The 17550-nt window shown below is 62.5% G+C and carries 6 protein-coding genes; 5 read left to right on the top strand and 1 reads right to left on the bottom strand.

Going from position 1 to position 17550, the window contains the following annotated elements; translation table 11 throughout:
- Positions 1-248 precede the first annotated feature (248 nt).
- Positions 249-980 (bottom strand): response regulator transcription factor, encoded by a 732-nt coding sequence (locus tag AC1RVW_RS26760; RefSeq protein ID WP_234382717.1) that lies wholly within the window; start codon positions 978-980, stop codon positions 249-251.
- Positions 981-1039: 59 nt separating this feature from the next.
- On the opposite strand from AC1RVW_RS26760, the gene AC1RVW_RS26755 reads away from it, so the two are divergent.
- The 5 genes from AC1RVW_RS26755 (at position 1040) to AC1RVW_RS26735 (ending at position 17486) form a co-directional block, all read left to right on the top strand.
- A complete protein-coding gene (locus tag AC1RVW_RS26755) occupies positions 1040-2971 on the top strand; it encodes a sensor histidine kinase (RefSeq protein WP_493203623.1) in 1932 nt (643 codons plus the stop codon).
- A gap of 409 nt (positions 2972-3380) precedes the next feature.
- On the top strand, positions 3381-4361 hold the full coding sequence (locus AC1RVW_RS26750) for a winged helix-turn-helix domain-containing protein (RefSeq protein WP_106935164.1): 981 nt from the start codon (positions 3381-3383) through the stop codon (positions 4359-4361).
- Between the two features lie 26 nt (positions 4362-4387).
- Positions 4388-13876 (top strand): Ig-like domain-containing protein, encoded by a 9489-nt coding sequence (locus AC1RVW_RS26745; RefSeq protein WP_493203622.1) that lies wholly within the window; start codon positions 4388-4390, stop codon positions 13874-13876.
- A 68-nt stretch (positions 13877-13944) separates the two neighbouring features.
- Positions 13945-15372, top strand: coding sequence for a TolC family outer membrane protein (locus AC1RVW_RS26740; protein WP_493203621.1), 1428 nt, complete (start codon positions 13945-13947; stop codon positions 15370-15372).
- The gene (locus AC1RVW_RS26735; protein WP_106935161.1) at positions 15369-17486 is read left to right on the top strand and encodes a type I secretion system permease/ATPase; all 2118 of its coding nucleotides are present in this window, start codon (positions 15369-15371) and stop codon (positions 17484-17486) included. Before AC1RVW_RS26740 ends, AC1RVW_RS26735 begins: the two co-directional genes overlap by 4 nt.
- Positions 17487-17550 lie beyond the last annotated feature (64 nt).

The following is a 17550-nucleotide window of genomic DNA, read 5'->3' as shown; positions in this document are numbered from 1 at the left end:
GGCAACTCGCCAGTCAGTCCGCCAAGACGGCGGCATGACTTAAACCAACTGGCCTCCATGAAAGCCGGGGCGATTCAATGGAATTGGTGAGATGTGGCCGAAGGATGTTGGGTGTGAAATCTCCTTAGGCCGCGACGCACCTTGGCTTGAGGGTGCGTGATCGTAGAAAGTCGTTACTAATCAATGACTTACCGCTTTCTCGGGCGCGACGCACCTTGTTCGAAAACAGCAGTGTGCGGAGCGGGGCCTCAGGCCCGGAATCGGTAGCCGGTGCCCCTGACGGTGTGCAGCGGCAGCGAAATGCCCGCGGCGAGCGCCTTGCGCCGCAGGCGGCTGATCACCACGTCCACGCGCTGAAGATCGAACTGCTCCAGGTCGCCACCGAGCGCGGCTGCGAGTTCCGCGCGGTCCACGGGTTTGTCGCGCCGCTTGAACAGGCATCCCACGATGGCTCGCTCCGACATGGTGAGGCGCAGCATCCGGTCGCCGGGGTCGCAGAGGATCCAGTCTTCTTCCCTGAGCTCCCAGCGCCCTGTGCCTCTTGGCGCCTCGGCCTGCGGGGGCGTGGAACGGGATCTGCGGTCGGCTGCCTTGAGGCGCCGATGGATGGCCTGGAGCGACGCGGCAAGCTCTTCGGCATGCACCGGCTTCACGAAATAGGCGTCCGCACCATCGCGCAGGCCGCGGACTCGATCGCTCAGCTCGTGGCGCGCGGTCGCGAACACGATCCCCACGTTGCTGGCCGAGCGCAGGTGCTGGGCAATTGAAAACCCGTTTTCATCCGGCAGGCCGATGTCGATGACCACGATGTCGCAACGGCGGACCGCGTAGGCCCGATAAAACGCCGAAGCCGTCGAAAAGCCGTGTGCCTCGATGTCCATCTGGTTGAGGCTGTATACGAGGGCCTCCTGCAGGTCTTCTTCGTCTTCGATCAGGTAAACGACTATTTTTTCACGGCTGTCGATTTTCGTATTGTTCATGGTGCATATTTCTTCGGCTTCGGCGCGAGTTTCGACGGCGAGCCAGACAAATCAATGAGATGAAAAAAAATCGCTGCCTGTGTTTGATCTTCGGACTGATTCTTTGGCTCTCATGCCAGGGCGCAGGAGGCGTCGTGCTCAAGAAGGGGCAAGGCGATGATGGTCCGATTTCGTTGGCGAGGGAAGTGGAAGTGTTCCGTGACCCTACCGGGAAGGTCACCATGAACAATATCGTCTCCGAACCGCAAAAATACAGCTTTGCCCATGAGGATATTCGCTCTCTGGAGCGGTATTCGAACGACGCCCTGTGGATCCGGGTCTCGCTGCAGCACGACGAAGGCACGCCGATCGACTGGGTCGTTCAAATATTTCCTGGCTGGATCGACGAAGTCGAGATGTACTGCGTGGCCCCCGATGGAAAAATTTCATCCAACAAGATCGGGGACCAATTATCTTTTTCCGAAAGGGAAATCAAATCCAGCATCATGGCATTTCCACTGGTCGTGGATTCCACGGCCAGGGTGCATTATTTTAGGGTAAAAACGCACGGTCTGACAATTCTCGATCTGAATCTCTGGCAAAAATCAGTGTTCGACAGGGTTGAATTGAAGAGAAGCCTTTTTTTCTCGGCATTTGCCGGTTCGATTGGCGTGATGGTGCTAATGAATCTGATTTTCTGGAAATGGACGCGGGACCCCAATTACCTCATATATTCGCTTTTTCTGGTTGTGATGCTAGGAGCGGTGTTTGCCGTGCAGGGATATGCCAGTTCTTTATTTTTTACTGAGAATCCCGTGTATGCGGATCGCTTCGTTGATGCGACTACCTGCGCTCTCATGGCGATTTCCGCCATATTTGTTTGCCGGTTTTTCAATTACAAGGAATATTCGCACTGGGCTTCTCGATTCACTTATCTGGCGGCATCCATTTTTCTTGTGGCCACTGTATTGGCGCTGTGCGGAATAATAGAAAATTCCATCAGATGGCTGCTCTACCTTGAAATTGTTGTTGGCGCGTTCAACACGATATTCATATTTTGGTTCATCGTGCGTCGAAAGGTTTTCCATCAGCTTTTTGCCGCACTCGTTTTCGTCATTGTAAATTCGTCATGGCTCTTTTATTGCATGGTCCTGCTTGGCATGGTGAGGCTGGAGCAATCATTCGTCACGGAGTCATTGATACAGTTGACGCAGCTGGCTAATCTTGCAATTCTCAACATTGCGGTGGTAAGCCGTTCCAGGGATTCCGAGTTAAAACTGAGGGCCGAGCGAAAACGAGCTTTCGACTCAATGAAAATCGCCAAGATCGCTTTGGAGGAGCGAGTTCGGCAGCGCGAGTTCGTCGCGATTCTTTCGCACGAATTCCGTACGCCACTCGCCATCGTCGATGCGGTGGCCCAAGCACTCGGGTTGTCACCATCTGGAAACGACGAGCGAGTCAAGCGCAGTGTCGAGAAAATCCGCAAGGCTACGCGCCGTCTCACGACCTTGGTGGAGAACATCCTTCTGGACGATACGCTGGAATCTGGTGCGCGTTCGACGGTCCGAAGCTTCGACATCTGGAGTGTGATTGAAAACGTTCGCAATATCGGATTGCCTGACGAACAGGTGCGTCTGAACGTCACCGCGGCGGGTCAACCAGTAATGTTTGAAGGGGATCAGGAAAAAATTGAAATGGCCATCCGGAATTTGATATTGAATGCCATCAAATATTCTCCGGCCGATTCGATGGTTGATGTGAAATGCGACGCCAGCTCCAATATTTTTAGCGTGACTGTTTCAAATAAGGGAAATCCAATTCCTGAGTCTGAAAAGAGCGAGTTGTTCGAGCGTTACTTCAGGGGCGGCAATTCTTCGCTGGTGCCGGGCTCCGGCCTTGGCCTTCACATTTCACGGGCTATCACCCGTTTGCACGGCGGCGACGTCGTGCTGGTTTCGAGTAACGGTGCAGGCACCGTGTTTCGCCTGACACTCCCTCTGCTGCCGCACTAGGCAAGCCTCGTTAACACTCCACTTGTCCGGGTCGGATAGGCGTGCCAGGGGCTTCTTTGTGCTTACAAACATAGCACTATAGTGTGAACTAATTCACGAATCTGGCGATTTTTGCCTCCGACTTGCATCGACATGAATCTTGAATCATTGCCGCCAAGTGAAATTTTTTAGAAGCAAGACAGCGCACAGATATGGTGCGCAAGGTGATTTTTTAGGCAGTTCTTCAGTGCCCCCGAGCTCGTAAATAGATCTCCCCGGGGCGACCTTCCTGCTATTTAATGACATTAATTGCATGAACATGTCATTAATCATGTCCGTCGCAAGCAGATACATTCCGCTGCCCGAACGGTCATAGCGGAGTGCTGCGACAAGCCTCTCTTGACGTTCTTCTTGAACTTGAGAGGTTGGAATGATTTCCCCAGAGTCTCGTAGCCGATCGCTACTCCTGAAACAGAGCGGCGTCCATGACATCGTGCAGGCGTCGATAGCGAAAGAAGAAGGCGACCGCTTCTCTGAGGCCGGTGGGCATCCGGCCTTATTCCCCCCATCGAGTTCTTCCTATTCCAGCCAGGGTCGATTCCCGGTAGCCACTGAGCTTTCCCTGGGCGCGGCGGGCGCCGCAAATATGCCAATTCAGGCGACGCCAAGCGCCTTGGGGTCGGCTTCGGGCGAGCTGCAATTGCCTGTTGTAGCACTCGACGAATCGAGTCTCAGCTGCCCCACTTTGCGAAAGAGCGTCGATCGGCTGGGCTGCGCCTCCGTTGCGTTCGAGACCGTGACGGATCTGATGAACGCACTCCGCTCGGGCGACCGATTTGGGCTGCTGCTTTTGGCCCTTCCCACGGACGTGAATATTAACTGGGTGAAGGCTATTCGAGGGCTGACGAACGCACCGGTCTTATTTGCCGTCAACGAGAGCAAGGCTGCATGGCAACTGCGGGCGGGTGACAGGTTTCTTGGAGATGGCAATTTTGATTTTGTTTTTCCTCCCTTTGACAGCGGGGAAATAAGATTGAGGCTGCGAAATCTGATGACCAGAAGCGCTGCTGCCAGATGCGCGAAAACGGAAAACGGCGTTTTGGCCTTCAGGAACTATAAATTCCAGTTGGATGAGCGAAAGGTGTTCTACGAAGATCGAGAGGTAAGCCTGCAGCGACGTGAATACGACCTTGCGCTGAATTTTTTCAAGAATATAGATTTTCCATTGGCCAGAGGAAATCTTAATTTCCTGCTTCGCCGGGAATTTGCAGACTCGCGCTCTCGGGTGCTGGATGTCTACGTCGCAAAAATCAGGAAAAAGTTAAAAATCGAGCCGTCCAACGGGTTGATTCTGAAAGCGGTTTTCGGTTACGGATACGAGTTGCGGACTGCGTTCTCAAAGACGTCATAGGTTGAACGTAGCTTCCATTTGCGCTGTTGGATGTTCATTGGTTCGGTGTTGAGGTAATTATTTTGTTGTATGTCGTGGTCAAGCGCACCGGGGAAGGCGTTCAAATCTCTGCGAACGAGATTTCTCTGAAAGAGGCTTCTATTGTTCGGGTGGACTTGCCCAGACAGCAGATCAAGGGAATGCGTCGGGTCGGTGCCGACTTGGTCATCACTTCCATTTCGGGAGAGATCGTCACTGTTCGTGGATTCTTCTCGGCGATGGATGGGAGCAAGAGCGATCTGGTTCTGGATGAAGGACAAGACGGTTCTTGGCTCGCCGGGCTCAGCCAGGAGCAAGGCGAATTGGCCGTCAACTACTCGAGCATTGATCCCATCGAGCCCTTGCTCATGCCCAAGGCATCCGATTTCGGTGCGTGGCCGTGGTTGCTTGGCGGTGGCTTGGCCGCGGCTGCTGCTGGTGGTGGCGGCGGAGGCGGAGGCGGCGGTAGCAGTGGCGGTGGGGTGCCCATGCCATTTGTTGCGTCGCCGCAGTCTCCGCCGGCGTCCGCCGACCGGGCGCCGCCACCGGCCAAGCCGACCATCAATCCCACCAATGGCGGTTCGATCTCGGGGACGGCGGAGCCCGGCGCAACAGTTGCAGTCTCCAGCAGCACGGGCACGCTGATCGGCAGCACGACCGCCGCACCCGACGGCACCTACGTCGTTCGCCCGGCCGTGCCAGTGCCGGACGGAACGGTCCTTCGCGTCATTGCAAAGAATCCGGACGGTAGCGCCAGTTCGGAGGCCAGGGCTACCGTCGACAGCCAAGCGCCATTCACTCCAACCGTCGACTCCACCGATGGCAATCCGGTCACCGGCACGGCGGAGCCTGGCGCGCTGATCACCGTCAGGGACGGCGCGGGCAACCTCGTCGGCAGTGCTACTGCGGAGATCAACGGCGCTTACAGCGTCACCCCGGTGACCACTCCAGCGGATGGCACCCTGCTTCGCGTCGTGGCCAGTGATGCCGCTGGCAACGCGAGCATCGAAGCCACGGCCATCGTCGACAGCAAGCCGCCCGCGGCGCCGACTGCCAACCCGACAAACGGCAGTTCGATCACCGGCACGGCAGAAGCTGGTGCGGTCGTCACGATCAGGGACGGCACGGGTAACGTCATCGCAAGTACCACTGCCGGTAGCAATGGCGCTTACAGCGTCGTTCCGACTGACAAGCCGGTAGACGGTGCCGATCTGCGCATCGTCGCCACCGACCGTGCCGGCAACACCGGTCCCGAGGCCAGGGTAACGGTCGACGGGAAGCCGCCCGTTGCACCATCGGTCAATCTGACCAACGGCAGTTCGATCACAGGTACGGCCGAAGCCGGCACCACAGTCCTGGTCAGGGACGGCTCGAACAACGTGATCGGCAGCGCGACCACCCGCGGCGACGGCTCGTACAGCATGAGTCCGGCGACTATCCCGGCAGACGGAACCGAACTGCGTGTCACGGTCACCGACAGTGCCGGCAACGTCAGCCCGGAAACCCGAGGCAGGGTGGATGGACATTTGCTCGATACGCCCACGATCAGTCCGACCAATGGAAGCTCGATCACCGGCACGGCCGGCGCGGGTGCCCTGGTCACGATCAAGGACGGCGCCGGAACTGTCATCGGCAGCGGGACCGTTGCGCTCGACGGCACATACAGCGTGATACCCGTGGCCACTCCAGCGCACGGCACCGAACTCAGCGTCGTCGTCTCCGATCCCGCAGGCAAGGCCAGCCCCGAAGCCAAGGTAACAGTCGACAGCAACCCGCCTTTCGCACCCACGGCCGAACCGACCAACGGTCGTTCGATCACTGGCGTCGCAGAGCGCGGCGTCCTGGTCACGATCAAAGACGGGGCGGGTAATCTCATCGGCAGCGCGATCGCTGCGGCGGATGGCTCCTACAAGATAGCTCCGCAGATCCCACCGGCAGACGGCGCGGTGCTGCACGCAGTGGCGACCGACCGTGCCGGCAACGTCAGTCTTGAATCCACCACAGTCGTCGACAGCAAATCGCCTCCTGCTCCTTCAATCAACCCGACCAACGGCCGCTTGATCACGGGCCTGGCGGAAGCCGATGCCCTGATCGTGGTCAAGGACGACGCGGGCAACGTGATCGGAAGCGCAACCACCGCGACCAACGGCGCCTACAGCATCACCCCCTCGACCGTTCCGGCGGACGGCACGATGCTGCACGCCACCGCGACAGACAGTGCCGGCAACGTCGGCGTCGAAACTACGGCAACCGTAGACCGCAAAGAACCTTTCGCACCGAAGGTCGGCCCGACCAACGGAAACGCGATAACGGGGACTGCGGAGGCAGGCTCTATCGTCACGATCAGGGACATGGCAGGCGCTGTCGTCGGCAGCGCGACGGTCGCGAACGATGGCTCCTACAGCGTCGCACCGGTGAGCCGGCCTTCAGATGGCGTGGTTTTGAGCGTCGTTGCTACAGACAGCGCAGGCAATGTCAGCCCTGAAACCAAGGCCACTGTCGACGGCAAGGCACCTCCTGCGCCGTCGATCAAGCCGACGAACGGCAGTCTGATCACGGGCACGGCCGAAGTCGATGCTGTCGTCACCGTCAAGGACGGCAGCGGCGCAGTCATCGGCAGTGCCACCGCCGCGGCCGATGGAACCTACAGCATCACGCCAGCGATCAAGCCGGCAGACGGAGCGGAACTGCGCGTCATGGCGGCCGACTCCGCGGGCAATGCGAGCCTCGAAACCAAGGTGACGGTAGACAGCAAGTCGCCGGACGAACCGAAGGTCAATCCGACGAACGGCAAGCTGATCACCGGTACGGCGGAGGTCGGCAGCGTGATCACGATCAAGGACGCTTCGGGCAATGTTGTCGGCACCGCTACCGTCAAGCCTGACGGCTCCTACAGCGTTGTTCCCGCAGTTCCACCCGCACATGGCGCCGAGTTGCGTGTTGCCGCCACCGATCCCTCGGGCAACGTCAGCCTGGAAGCCAGGATCGAGGTCGACAGCAAGGCGCTCGACATGCCCAAGGTCGACCCGACGAATGGTCGCGCGATCACCGGGGTGGCTGCAGCTGGCGCGTTGGTCACGATCAAGGATGCCACCGGCGCCGTCTTGGGCAGCGTCACCGCCGCGGCGGATGGCAAATACAGCATCACGCCATCGAGCGCGCCGACGGACGGAGCGGAGTTGAGCGTTTCGGCAACCGACACGGCCGGCAACGCCAGCCCGGTTGCCAAGATCAGGGTAGACGGAATGCCGCCCGCCGCGCCCACGGCCAACCCGACCAACGGCACGTCGATCACGGGCACCGCTGAAATCGGCTCACTGGTCACGGTCAAGGATGCTTCTGGAGCCGTGATCGGCAGCGTCACCGCTGAGGCCAATGGCTCTTACAGCATCACTCCAGTGAACGCGCCGGCGGAGGGCGCGGCGCTGAGGGTCATAGCCACCGACGCTGCGGGCAATCCCAGCACTGAAACCAGAATCACGGTGGACAGCACTTCGCCTCCAGTACCGACGGTCGATCCGGCCAATGGCACCAGGATCACGGGCAACGCTGAAGCCGGTGCGGTGGTCACGGTCAAGGACGGCTCGGGCAAGATCATCGGCAGTGCCACTGCCGCGACCGACGGTGCTTACAGCGTCACGCCAGTTGCCGTTCCAGCGGACGGCACAGAGCTGAGCGTTGTCGCCACCGACCCTGCGGGCAATGCCAGCCCCGAAGCCAGGATCAAGGTAGACAGCAAGGCACCTCCCGCGCCGACCGTCAATCCGACCAATGGCACCTCGATCACCGGCACGGCCGAGGCTGGCGCTCTGGTCTCGATCAGGAACGCTGCGAACGCCGTCATCGGCAGTGCCACCGTGGCGGGCGACGGCAAGTACAGCATCACGCCTGTGCCCGCGCCTGCGGACGGCACCGAGCTGCGCGTCGTCGTGACGGATCGCGCAGGCAATGCGAGCCAGGAAGCCCCGGTAGTAGTCGACGGCAAGGCGCCCGCTGCGCCGACGATTCGCCCATCCAACGGCACTTCGGTCTCGGGCACGGCTGAAGCTGGCGCTCTGGTCACGATCAAGGACGGCGCGGGTGCGGTCATCGGCAGCGTCATCGCCGCAGCCGATGACACATACAGATTCAACCCGGCGCTCAAGCTTGCAGACGGCACGGAGTTGCGTATCGTGGCAACTGACCGCGCCGGAAATGCAAGCCTCGAAGCGAAAGCCGTGGTCGACGATGCGCCACCGCCCGTGCCAACTGTCGATCCAACCGACGGAAGATCGATCACCGGCACGACCGAGGCTGGTGCTCTGGTCACCATCAGGAATGGTGCGAGCGTCGTCATCGGCAGCGCCACCGCGGCGGCCGACGGAAAGTACAGCATCACGCCGGCGACTCCGCCGGCCAACGGTACTGAATTGCGGGTTGACGCGACCGACGCTGCGGGAAACACCAGCAGTGAAGCCAGCGTCACAGTGGACAGCAAGTCGCCCGATGTGCCGACGGTCAATCCCACCAACGGTAGTTCGGTCACGGGCACGGCCGAGGTTGGTGCTCTGGTTCTTGTCAAGGACAGTGCCGGCAATGTCATTGGCAGCGCGACCACCGCGAACGATGGGGTCTACAGCATCGCGCCAGCGAGCACGCCCGCTGACGGCACTGTGCTGCGCATTGTTGCGATCGACCGAGCTGGCAATGCCAGTTTCGAAGCCGGCACCACCGTCGACCGCACGCCGCCGCCAGCGCCGATGCTCGATGCGGGCCGAGGCAACGCGCTCACGGGCAAGGCCGAAGTCGGCGCCCTGGTCACGGTCAGGGACGACGCAGGCAAGGTGATCGGCAGCGCGACCGCCGCGCCGGACGGCACCTACGGCATCACCCCCTCGACGGCTCTGATGGACGGCGCGGTACTGCATGCCGTTGCGACCGATCGCGTCGGCAACGTCGGTTCCGAAGCTACGGCGACCGTCGACCGAAAGGAGCCTCCCGCGCCGACAGTAGAACCGACCAATGGCAAGCAGGTCGCAGGCCGCGCCGAAGCAGGGGCCATCGTCACCATCAAGGATGGTTCCGGCACGGTCATCGGCAGTGCGACTGCTGCGGGCGATGGTTCGTACAGCGTCACTCCGGCAACGCCGCTTTCCGACGGCGTCGAGCTGAGCATCGCAGCCGTCGACCGCGCGGGCAATGCGAGTTCTGAAACCAAGATCATCGTGGATGGCAAGGCGCCCGTCGCACCGATCGTCAAACCGACCAGCGGCAGCTTCATCACCGGTATGGCGGAAGCCGGCACTCTGGTCACGATCAGGGACGATGCGGGCAACGCCATCGGAAGCGCCACCGCGGCGGCCGATGACAGGTACAGCATCACCCCGGCAACTGCTCTGGCACACGGCACGGTGCTGCATGTGGTCGCGACGGATCACGCTGGCAACGCGAGCATCGAAACCACGGCCAGCGTCGACAGCAAGCCGCCCTTCATCAGCATCGCCATCGTCAACGACGCCAACAATGACGGCTTCATCAACGCAAGCGAGAAGGGCGTCGAAGTGAGCGTGAAGGTCACGCTCGTGTCCGGTGCGGCCGCGGGTGATGTCATCAGCCTCACCGATGGCAGCAAAACCGCCAGCGTCACGCTGACTGCGTCGGATGTAGCCAATGGCTTCCTCGACGTCGCGTTCGACAACCCGGTGGAAGGCGCAGCGATCAGCGTCAGCGCGACCAGCCGCGATCTCGCAGGCAATGTCTCGACGCCGGCCGCGACCGACAGCGCGATGCTCGACACCACGCTGGCGGCGCCCGCAATCAGCGTTGCCGCCATCACCTCCGACAACGTCGTCAATATGGCCGAGGCCGGTGGCGCCGTTGCCGTGTCCGGCACCACAGCCGGCACGCAATCGGGCGACGTTGTCACGCTGCAGGTCAATGGCGTCGCTTACAGCAGCGCCGTGGATGCAAGCGGTAACTGGCGAGTCGACGTGGCGGGCAGCGACCTGGCGGCCGACGCCGGCCGCACCGTCGCTGCCAGCGTCGTCAGCCACGATGCGGCGGGCAACACGGCCAGTGGCTCGAAGAACCATGGCTACGGCGTGAGCAGCACGGCGCCGCTCATCACCATTGAAAAGCCGGTGGCGGGAGACGACCAGGTCAGCGCCAAGGAAGACGACGCAGTGGTGGTCCGGGGGACGACCACCAATGTCGAGAGCGGCCAGATCGTCAAAGTCACGTTCAGCGACGGCACGAACAGCGTGACTGCCACAGCGACCGTCTCCGGCAGCAGTTGGACTGCCGCTGCGGCCGACATCAGCGGACTGACCAACGGCACCGTCACCATCACGGCCGAGGTGCAAGACCGTGCGCAGAATCAGGCGACCAGCACCCACGCTGTCACGCTGGGCAATGCCGTGCCGATGCACACGGTGGAGATCACGAGCTACACCGATGACGTCGGCGTCGGCCAGGGCGATTTCGGCAGCGGCACGCGCACGGATGACCCCCATCCGGTTCTCAAAGGAAAGATGAGCGCCGCCATTGGTGCCAACGACGTGGTGCGCATCTACGAAGGCTCGCAGCTGCTGGGCACGGCAACAGTAGCCGGCACTAGCTGGACCTACGAACTCGGGTTCCTCGCGGACGGCTCGAGCCATACCTACCGGGCCGTCGTGACCGGCGCGGCCGGCACCGAAGGCGCCATGTCGAGCGACTTCAGCCTGACTGCGGACTACGCCCTCACTGTCAACAGCCAGAACACCGTAGACCCGACGCCACTGGTGAACGGCACGATGCCCTTCAAGCTGGTCGATGGCCAGTACATCGAGGTCACCATCGACGGCAAGACCTACAGCTCGGTGGACGGCAGCGTGCAAATCGATGCACAGCACAGCATCTGGTACATGCAGGTGCCGGCGGCAATGCAGCGTGGAACCTACGACGTCAAGGCCGTCGTCAAGAGCGCTTCCGGCACGCAGATCACGACCGACGACACAGCCGGCGAGTTGATCGTCTCCGAGGAGCCCAAGGTGACTGTCGGATCCGCAGCCAGCGATCCGCACCAGAAGGGAACTGCCTACACCGTGGGCGAGAACGGCATGTGGCGCATCCACAGCAACCAGACGATGCTGGATGCCGATGGAACCAACAACGCCACGCTCGGCAGCTTCAAGCTGACAGCGTTGAAGAGCAATGCCGAAAAGTCAGTCTTCAGCGAAGACTACAACCCGACATACAAGGGGAACAACTTTGTCCAGAATGCCACGTTCATCGACGTCAACCGAGATGGGCACATGGACCTGTTCACGGAAGACAGCACACCCAGCGATGGCCAGCAGGCATTCATCTTCGATGGCAGCAGCTATACCGCACTCCAGGTTGGCGGGCGGGACTACAACTACAAGGACAAAACCCTTGGTCCCGCAGGCGGTGATTCGAACGTAAACAGCTCGTTCAGCGGCGTGGTTGCCTTCGACAAGACAGGCACCGGCTTCGTCAGCGTGGCCTATGGAGACCAGCCTCGCAGAAGCGGTACCAGTGTCGAAGGAAACGACTCCCAGATCGTGTTGAACACGGACGGCAACATCCGCAAGATGGCCAGAGATACAGGCTATACCAACATTGTGGGGAGCGGCGCTGCGAAATCGGCCAACGCCGGCAACGCCCCCTTCGACACCGAATTGTCGGGCGTCGACCTGAACAACGACGGCACGATCGATCTCGTCTACCACGCGACGGCCTACACCACCAAGATCGGCGGCCCCTCGGCCGATCCCGCCTTGGCGGAGACGAAGCAAAGCAAGGAGCCGCACCGCCTGGTCGTTGCAAGCAACAAGGGCGACGGGACCTGGGAGAACACGCAGATCATCGAGAACGCGTTCCAGAACATTGCCAATCTGTTCGCTTTTTTCGGCAACGGAATCTCCATGACCTGGGCCGACTTCAACGGCGACAGCTACATGGACCTGTTCATGGGGCGCGGCTACGGAAAAACACCCGATGAGCAGTATCAAAGCCGCATCCTCTTGAACGATGGCCGCGGCCACCTGGAGATGAACGACCCGGATCTCGACAAGATCGGCACCACGCCGTCGGGCATGTATACGTTCGGCGTGACGGATGGCGGACGCTTGGTGCAAGGTGGTCCTTCGCTCGCGGTCGATTGGAATGGCGACGGCAAGATGGACGCCATCGAATTGCCGGGCTTCGGTGACCTTGGCGGAGTCACGAAGGACGGCAACAAGGGGCCGATCAATCTCTACACGAACAAAAGCTCGGGAAAGACGCTCGAGTTCGTCAGAGACAATCTGCTGGGAGGGACCAACACGATCGGCGATTGGGACTACAGGCCCGAGCTCAGCGATTCCGTCACCGGAGCAATTGCGGCCGACACGGATTGGGACGGCGACCGGGATCTGCTGGTGTTCACCCAGAAAGGCAACACCCGGTTCATCACCAACACCACCACGGTGGCGGACGGCACTTCGCTGCATTTCCGCATCCTCGATGCGCAGGGCATCAATGCGCTGTATGGCAACACCGTGCAGCTGTTCAACTCGGCAGGCAAGCTGGTTTCCACGCAGATCATCAATCCGCAGTCCGGCAACCAGACCAACGACAGCTCGGCGATCGTCGACTTCTACGGGCTTGACGCGAAGGAGACCTACACGCTGGCGCTCCTGCGCATCGCCAACGGCAGTGCCGCGGACGTGGGTGGCAAGGACGAGCTGGGTGGCAACACCATCGAGGTCGTCAATGCCGCCTGGGCGGGCCTGAAAGCCGGCGAGGCCAACCACGCCTTCGTGCTGACCACCGAATCCGGCATCAACGTCGCCAATGCCAACATCGGCAATGGCATCGTCGGCACCGGCTACAACGACACATTCTTCGCCACCCGGGGCGACGACAAGTACGAAGGCGGCGGCGGCACGGTCACGGTGTCGGGCGTCAAGGCCTGGAGCAACACCGGCGGCCTCGACATCGTCGACTACAAGCTCGCGGGCGACACGCCGCTCACCATCGATCTGAGCATCACCGGCGCACAGAACACCGGCTTCGGCACGGCGACTTTCAGGAACATCGAGGGCCTGGCGGGCGGCAGCAGTTCCGACATCTTCGTCGACAACGCGGCGGACAACCAGTTCGAGGGCCGTGGCGGCAACGACACCTTCACCCTCATGGGCGGAGGCCGCGACACGCTGCTCTACAAGTTGCTCTCAGCCAGCGACGCCACAGGCGGCAATGGCGCGGACGACGTCTACGGGTTCGAGGTCGGCGCTTTCGTGGCCTGGCCGAATGCAGACCGCATCGACCTGCGTCAACTGCTGGTCGGCTTCACGCCGGGCAACGAAGCCAGCTACCTGAAGGTCTCGGTGGTCAACGGGCGCGACACGGTGATCTCGGTGGACCGCGACGGTGCGGGCAATGGCCACGACTTCGCTCCGCTTCTGACCCTGCGGGATCTGCGGGTGGACTTGGCCACATTGCTCTCCAACCAGCAGCTCGTCATGGTCTGACGCAACCCTTGGCGGAACAGGGCGGCGGGGCTCCGGCCGTGTCGCTCCTGTCTGCCTGAAAAAACAACATGAACAAAAAACTCATTCGACCCCGGTTGGCTGCGGCCTGCCTGCTCGCGGCCTGTGCGCCCGCCTTCGCGCAAAGCAGCGACGGCGAGCTGAAGCTGTCCCGGCGCCTCGCTCCGAGCACGCTGGCCAAGGAACTGGGCGTCAAGCCCGGCCCCGCATTGCCCGAGGCTGCCGAAACCACGACGCCGCTGGAACTTGCCGATGCCGTGCGGCAGGCGGTGGCGCGCCATCCGTCCATCTCCGACGCCATCGCCGTGCTAGCGCAGCAGTCCGGCGGCGTGGACGTGGCACGCGCCGGCTACTACCCGTTGGTGCGTGTCGGTGTGGGCGCGGGCGTCAACGACCGCGGCGCCGCGGGCCAGGGGCGCAGCAATGGCGGTCTCGCCACCGCATCGGTGTCGCAGATGCTGTACGACTTCGGCAAGGTCTCGGGTGCGGTCGGCCAGTCGGAGGCGCAGGTACAGCGCCAGCAGGCGACGATCCTCAAGCAGATCGACGCCGTCGCGCAGCAGGCGGCCGAAGCCGTGGTCATGGCGCACCGCTACCAATCGCTCGTCGCCATTGCGCAGGAGCAGGTGCAGGCGGTCGAGAAAGTGCTGCAGACCGCACAGCTGCGCGCCAATGCGGGCCTCAGTACCAAGGCCGATCCGATCCAGGCCGAGTCGCGCGTGGACAGCGCACGCGCCAACCTGCTGCAGGTGAAGTCGCAGCTGGCGCAGTGGCGCGAGCGCCTGGGTACGCTGCTGGGGCGTTCCGTGCCGCCGCGCATGGCACCGTTGCCTGAGCATCTGGCGAGCGAACTGCGCGTCGACATGCAGCCCGACACCAGCCTCATGCCCGAGGTGCTGGCCGCCGAAGCCGAACGCCGTGTCGCCACCGCCCAGCTCGAAGTCGCCAGGGCCCAGCGCTATCCCACGCTCAGCCTCGACGCTTCCGTCAACCGGCCCATGGGCGGCATGAACTCCGGTGTTCCGGAGCGCAGCGGCGGCTCCCACTCGGTCATGCTCAACCTGTCGAGCGTGCTCTACCAAGGTGGTGCGCTCGAAGCGCAGGTCAACGCCGCCGTCGCGGCCGAACAGGCTGCGCGCATGCGCATCGAGACCGCCCGCCTCAATGCCGGCGACCAGGTGCGCAACTTCCGCGAGCAGGTCATCGGCGCGCAGGCGCGCCTGGGCGTGCTGGCCGACCGGCGCCGAAGCATCGCCGAGGCGCGCGATCTCTACCGCGAGCAGTACACGCTCGGCACCCGTTCCATTCTCGACCTGCTCAATGCCGAGCAGGAGATCCACCAGGCCGCAGCCGACGAAGAGGCCGTGCTGCACGAGCTCTGGACCAGCCGCGTCGGCTACATAGGCGCCACCGGGCAGTCCCGCGCGTACTACGGCCTGAACAACACCACCGTGCAGGGGATCGAGGTGCTTCCATGAAGTTGCCTTCGCAGTACACGAGCTGGCTCGACGCCATGCTTTTCGTCGCCCGCCACTACGGCATAGGCGCTTCAGAGGAGAACGTGCGCGTCTCGCTGGCCTGGGAGCGCGGCGCGCCGCTGGACACGCTGCTCGATCACATGGCGCGCCAGCTCGGCCTGACGGTGCGGCTGGGCGAATTCTCCGAAACGCTGCTCGACCCATGGCGCCTGCCGCTGGTGGTGGAGTTCGACAACGGCGAGGTCGGCGTGGTGCGAGCCTCCAACGGCCGTGGCCAGCTGGGCGTGCTGCTCGGGGGCGACCATGGCCTCGAGACGGCGCTGCCGCTCGACGAGCTGCGCCGCCGCGCGAAACGCGTGGCCGTGCTGCGGCCCAACACCGCCGTGCCCGATGCGCGCGTGGACGACTACATCAAGCCCTACAAGGCCAACTGGTTCCGGGCCATCGCGCTGCGCGACTGGCGGCGCTACGGCGACATCATGCTCGCCTCGATGTTCGCGAACGTGCTGGCACTGGCGTCGATGATTTTCTCGATGCAGATCTACGACCGCGTGGTGCCCGCGCAGTCGGAGCCCACGCTGTGGGTGCTGTTCGGTGGCGTGATGCTGGCGGTGGCCTTCGAGTTCATGCTGCGCGTGTCGCGCACCCACATCTCCGACGTGGTCGGCAAGCGCGCGGACCTCAAGGTGTCGGACGTCGTGTTCGGCCATGCGCTGCGTCTGCGCACCAATGCGCGTTCGAAGTCGACAGGCTCCTTCATCGCCCAGGTGCGCGAGGTGGAGCAGGTGAGGGAGTTGCTTACCTCCACCACCATCTCCGCCGTGGCCGACCTGCCGTTCTTCCTGCTGTTCCTGGTCGTTCTCTGGCTGGTGGCCGGACCGCTTGCGCTGGTTGCCCTGGCGGCGGTGCCGTTGCTGGTCATTCCGGGCCTGCTCATCCAGAAGCCGCTGGCGCGCCTGGCGAGCGAAGGCATGCGCGAATCGGCCTTGCGCAACGCCCTGTTGGTCGAGGCGGTCGAAGGCATCGAGGACATCAAGCTCATGCGTGCCGAGCCGCGCTTCCAGAACCAGTGGAACCACGTCAACGACGTGTCCGCCGGCGTCAGCATGCGGCAACGCTTTCTCACGAGCATGCTCATGACGTGGACGCAAGAGGTGCAGACCATCGTGTATGCCGTGGTGCTGCTGGCGGGCTGCTTCCTCGTGATGCGCGGCGACATGACGACGGGCGCGCTGGTGGGCTCGTCGATCCTCGCGTCTCGCATGATCTCGCCGCTGGCGCAGTTGTCGAGCGTGTTCGCGCGCTGGCAGCAGGCCAAGGTGGCGCGCGCCGGCCTCGACCAGCTCATGCAGCGCCCGGTCGACCAGGCCGACGGCACGCGGCTGGTGCATGCGCCGGCGCTGCACGGGCATTACGCACTGGCCGGCGTCGAGTTTCGCTATGGCAAGGACGACAAGAGCCCGGCGCTCGCAGTCGCGCAATTGCAGATTCAGGCAGGCGAGAAGGTCGCGTTGCTGGGCCGCATGGGCGCGGGCAAATCCACGTTGCTGCAACTGCTGTCCGGCCTGCAGTCGCCGCAGCAGGGCCACGTGGCGCTCGATTCGCTCGACCTTTCGCTGATCGACCCGGCCGACCTGCGCCGCGACGTCGGCCTGCTCACGCAGAACGCGCGGCTCTTCCACGGCTCCATCCGCGAGAACGTGACCATGGGCATGCCGCTGGCCACCGACGACCAGGTGTTCGAGGCCATCGCGATGGCGGGTGCCTTGCCATTTCTCCAGTCGCGCGCCGAGGGGCTGGACGAACTCATTCACGAGGGCGGCCTGGGTCTGTCCGGCGGGCAGCGGCAGGCATTGCTGCTCGCGCGCACGCTGATCCGGCAGCCGTCGATCGTGCTGCTCGACGAACCGACCGCGCATTTCGACGAGGTCACTGAACGGCACGTGATCGATCTGGTCGGCAACTGGATGGGGCCGCGCACGCTGGTGGTGGCAACGCATCGCATGCCGGTGCTGCAGTGGGTGGACCGCATCGTGGTGATCGATGGCGGCCGCATCGTGATGGATGGTTCGAAGGAACAGGTTCTTGGAAGGCTCTCACATGGCAACGCCTGAGAAAATGCGGGTGAAGGCGCCAGCCACCACGGTCGGCATGACGATGCCGCCCGGTCTTGCTTCG

This window comes from Variovorax sp. MPBD4-3, assembly GCF_058809745.1.
The sequence above is the reverse complement of the archived record's forward strand: the minus strand, read 5'-3'. Positions and strand labels throughout refer to the sequence as shown.

Excerpts from the sequence above, each read along its gene's own strand:
- AC1RVW_RS26760 (WP_234382717.1), bottom strand. The coding sequence starts at position 980 with ATGAACAATACGAAAATCGACAGCCGTGAAAAAATAGTCGTTTACCTG.
- AC1RVW_RS26755 (WP_493203623.1), top strand. The coding sequence starts at position 1,040 with ATGAAAAAAAATCGCTGCCTGTGTTTGATCTTCGGACTGATTCTTTGG.
- AC1RVW_RS26750 (WP_106935164.1), top strand. The coding sequence starts at position 3,381 with ATGATTTCCCCAGAGTCTCGTAGCCGATCGCTACTCCTGAAACAGAGC.
- AC1RVW_RS26740 (WP_493203621.1), top strand. The coding sequence starts at position 13,945 with ATGAACAAAAAACTCATTCGACCCCGGTTGGCTGCGGCCTGCCTGCTC.
- AC1RVW_RS26735 (WP_106935161.1), top strand. The coding sequence starts at position 15,369 with ATGAAGTTGCCTTCGCAGTACACGAGCTGGCTCGACGCCATGCTTTTC.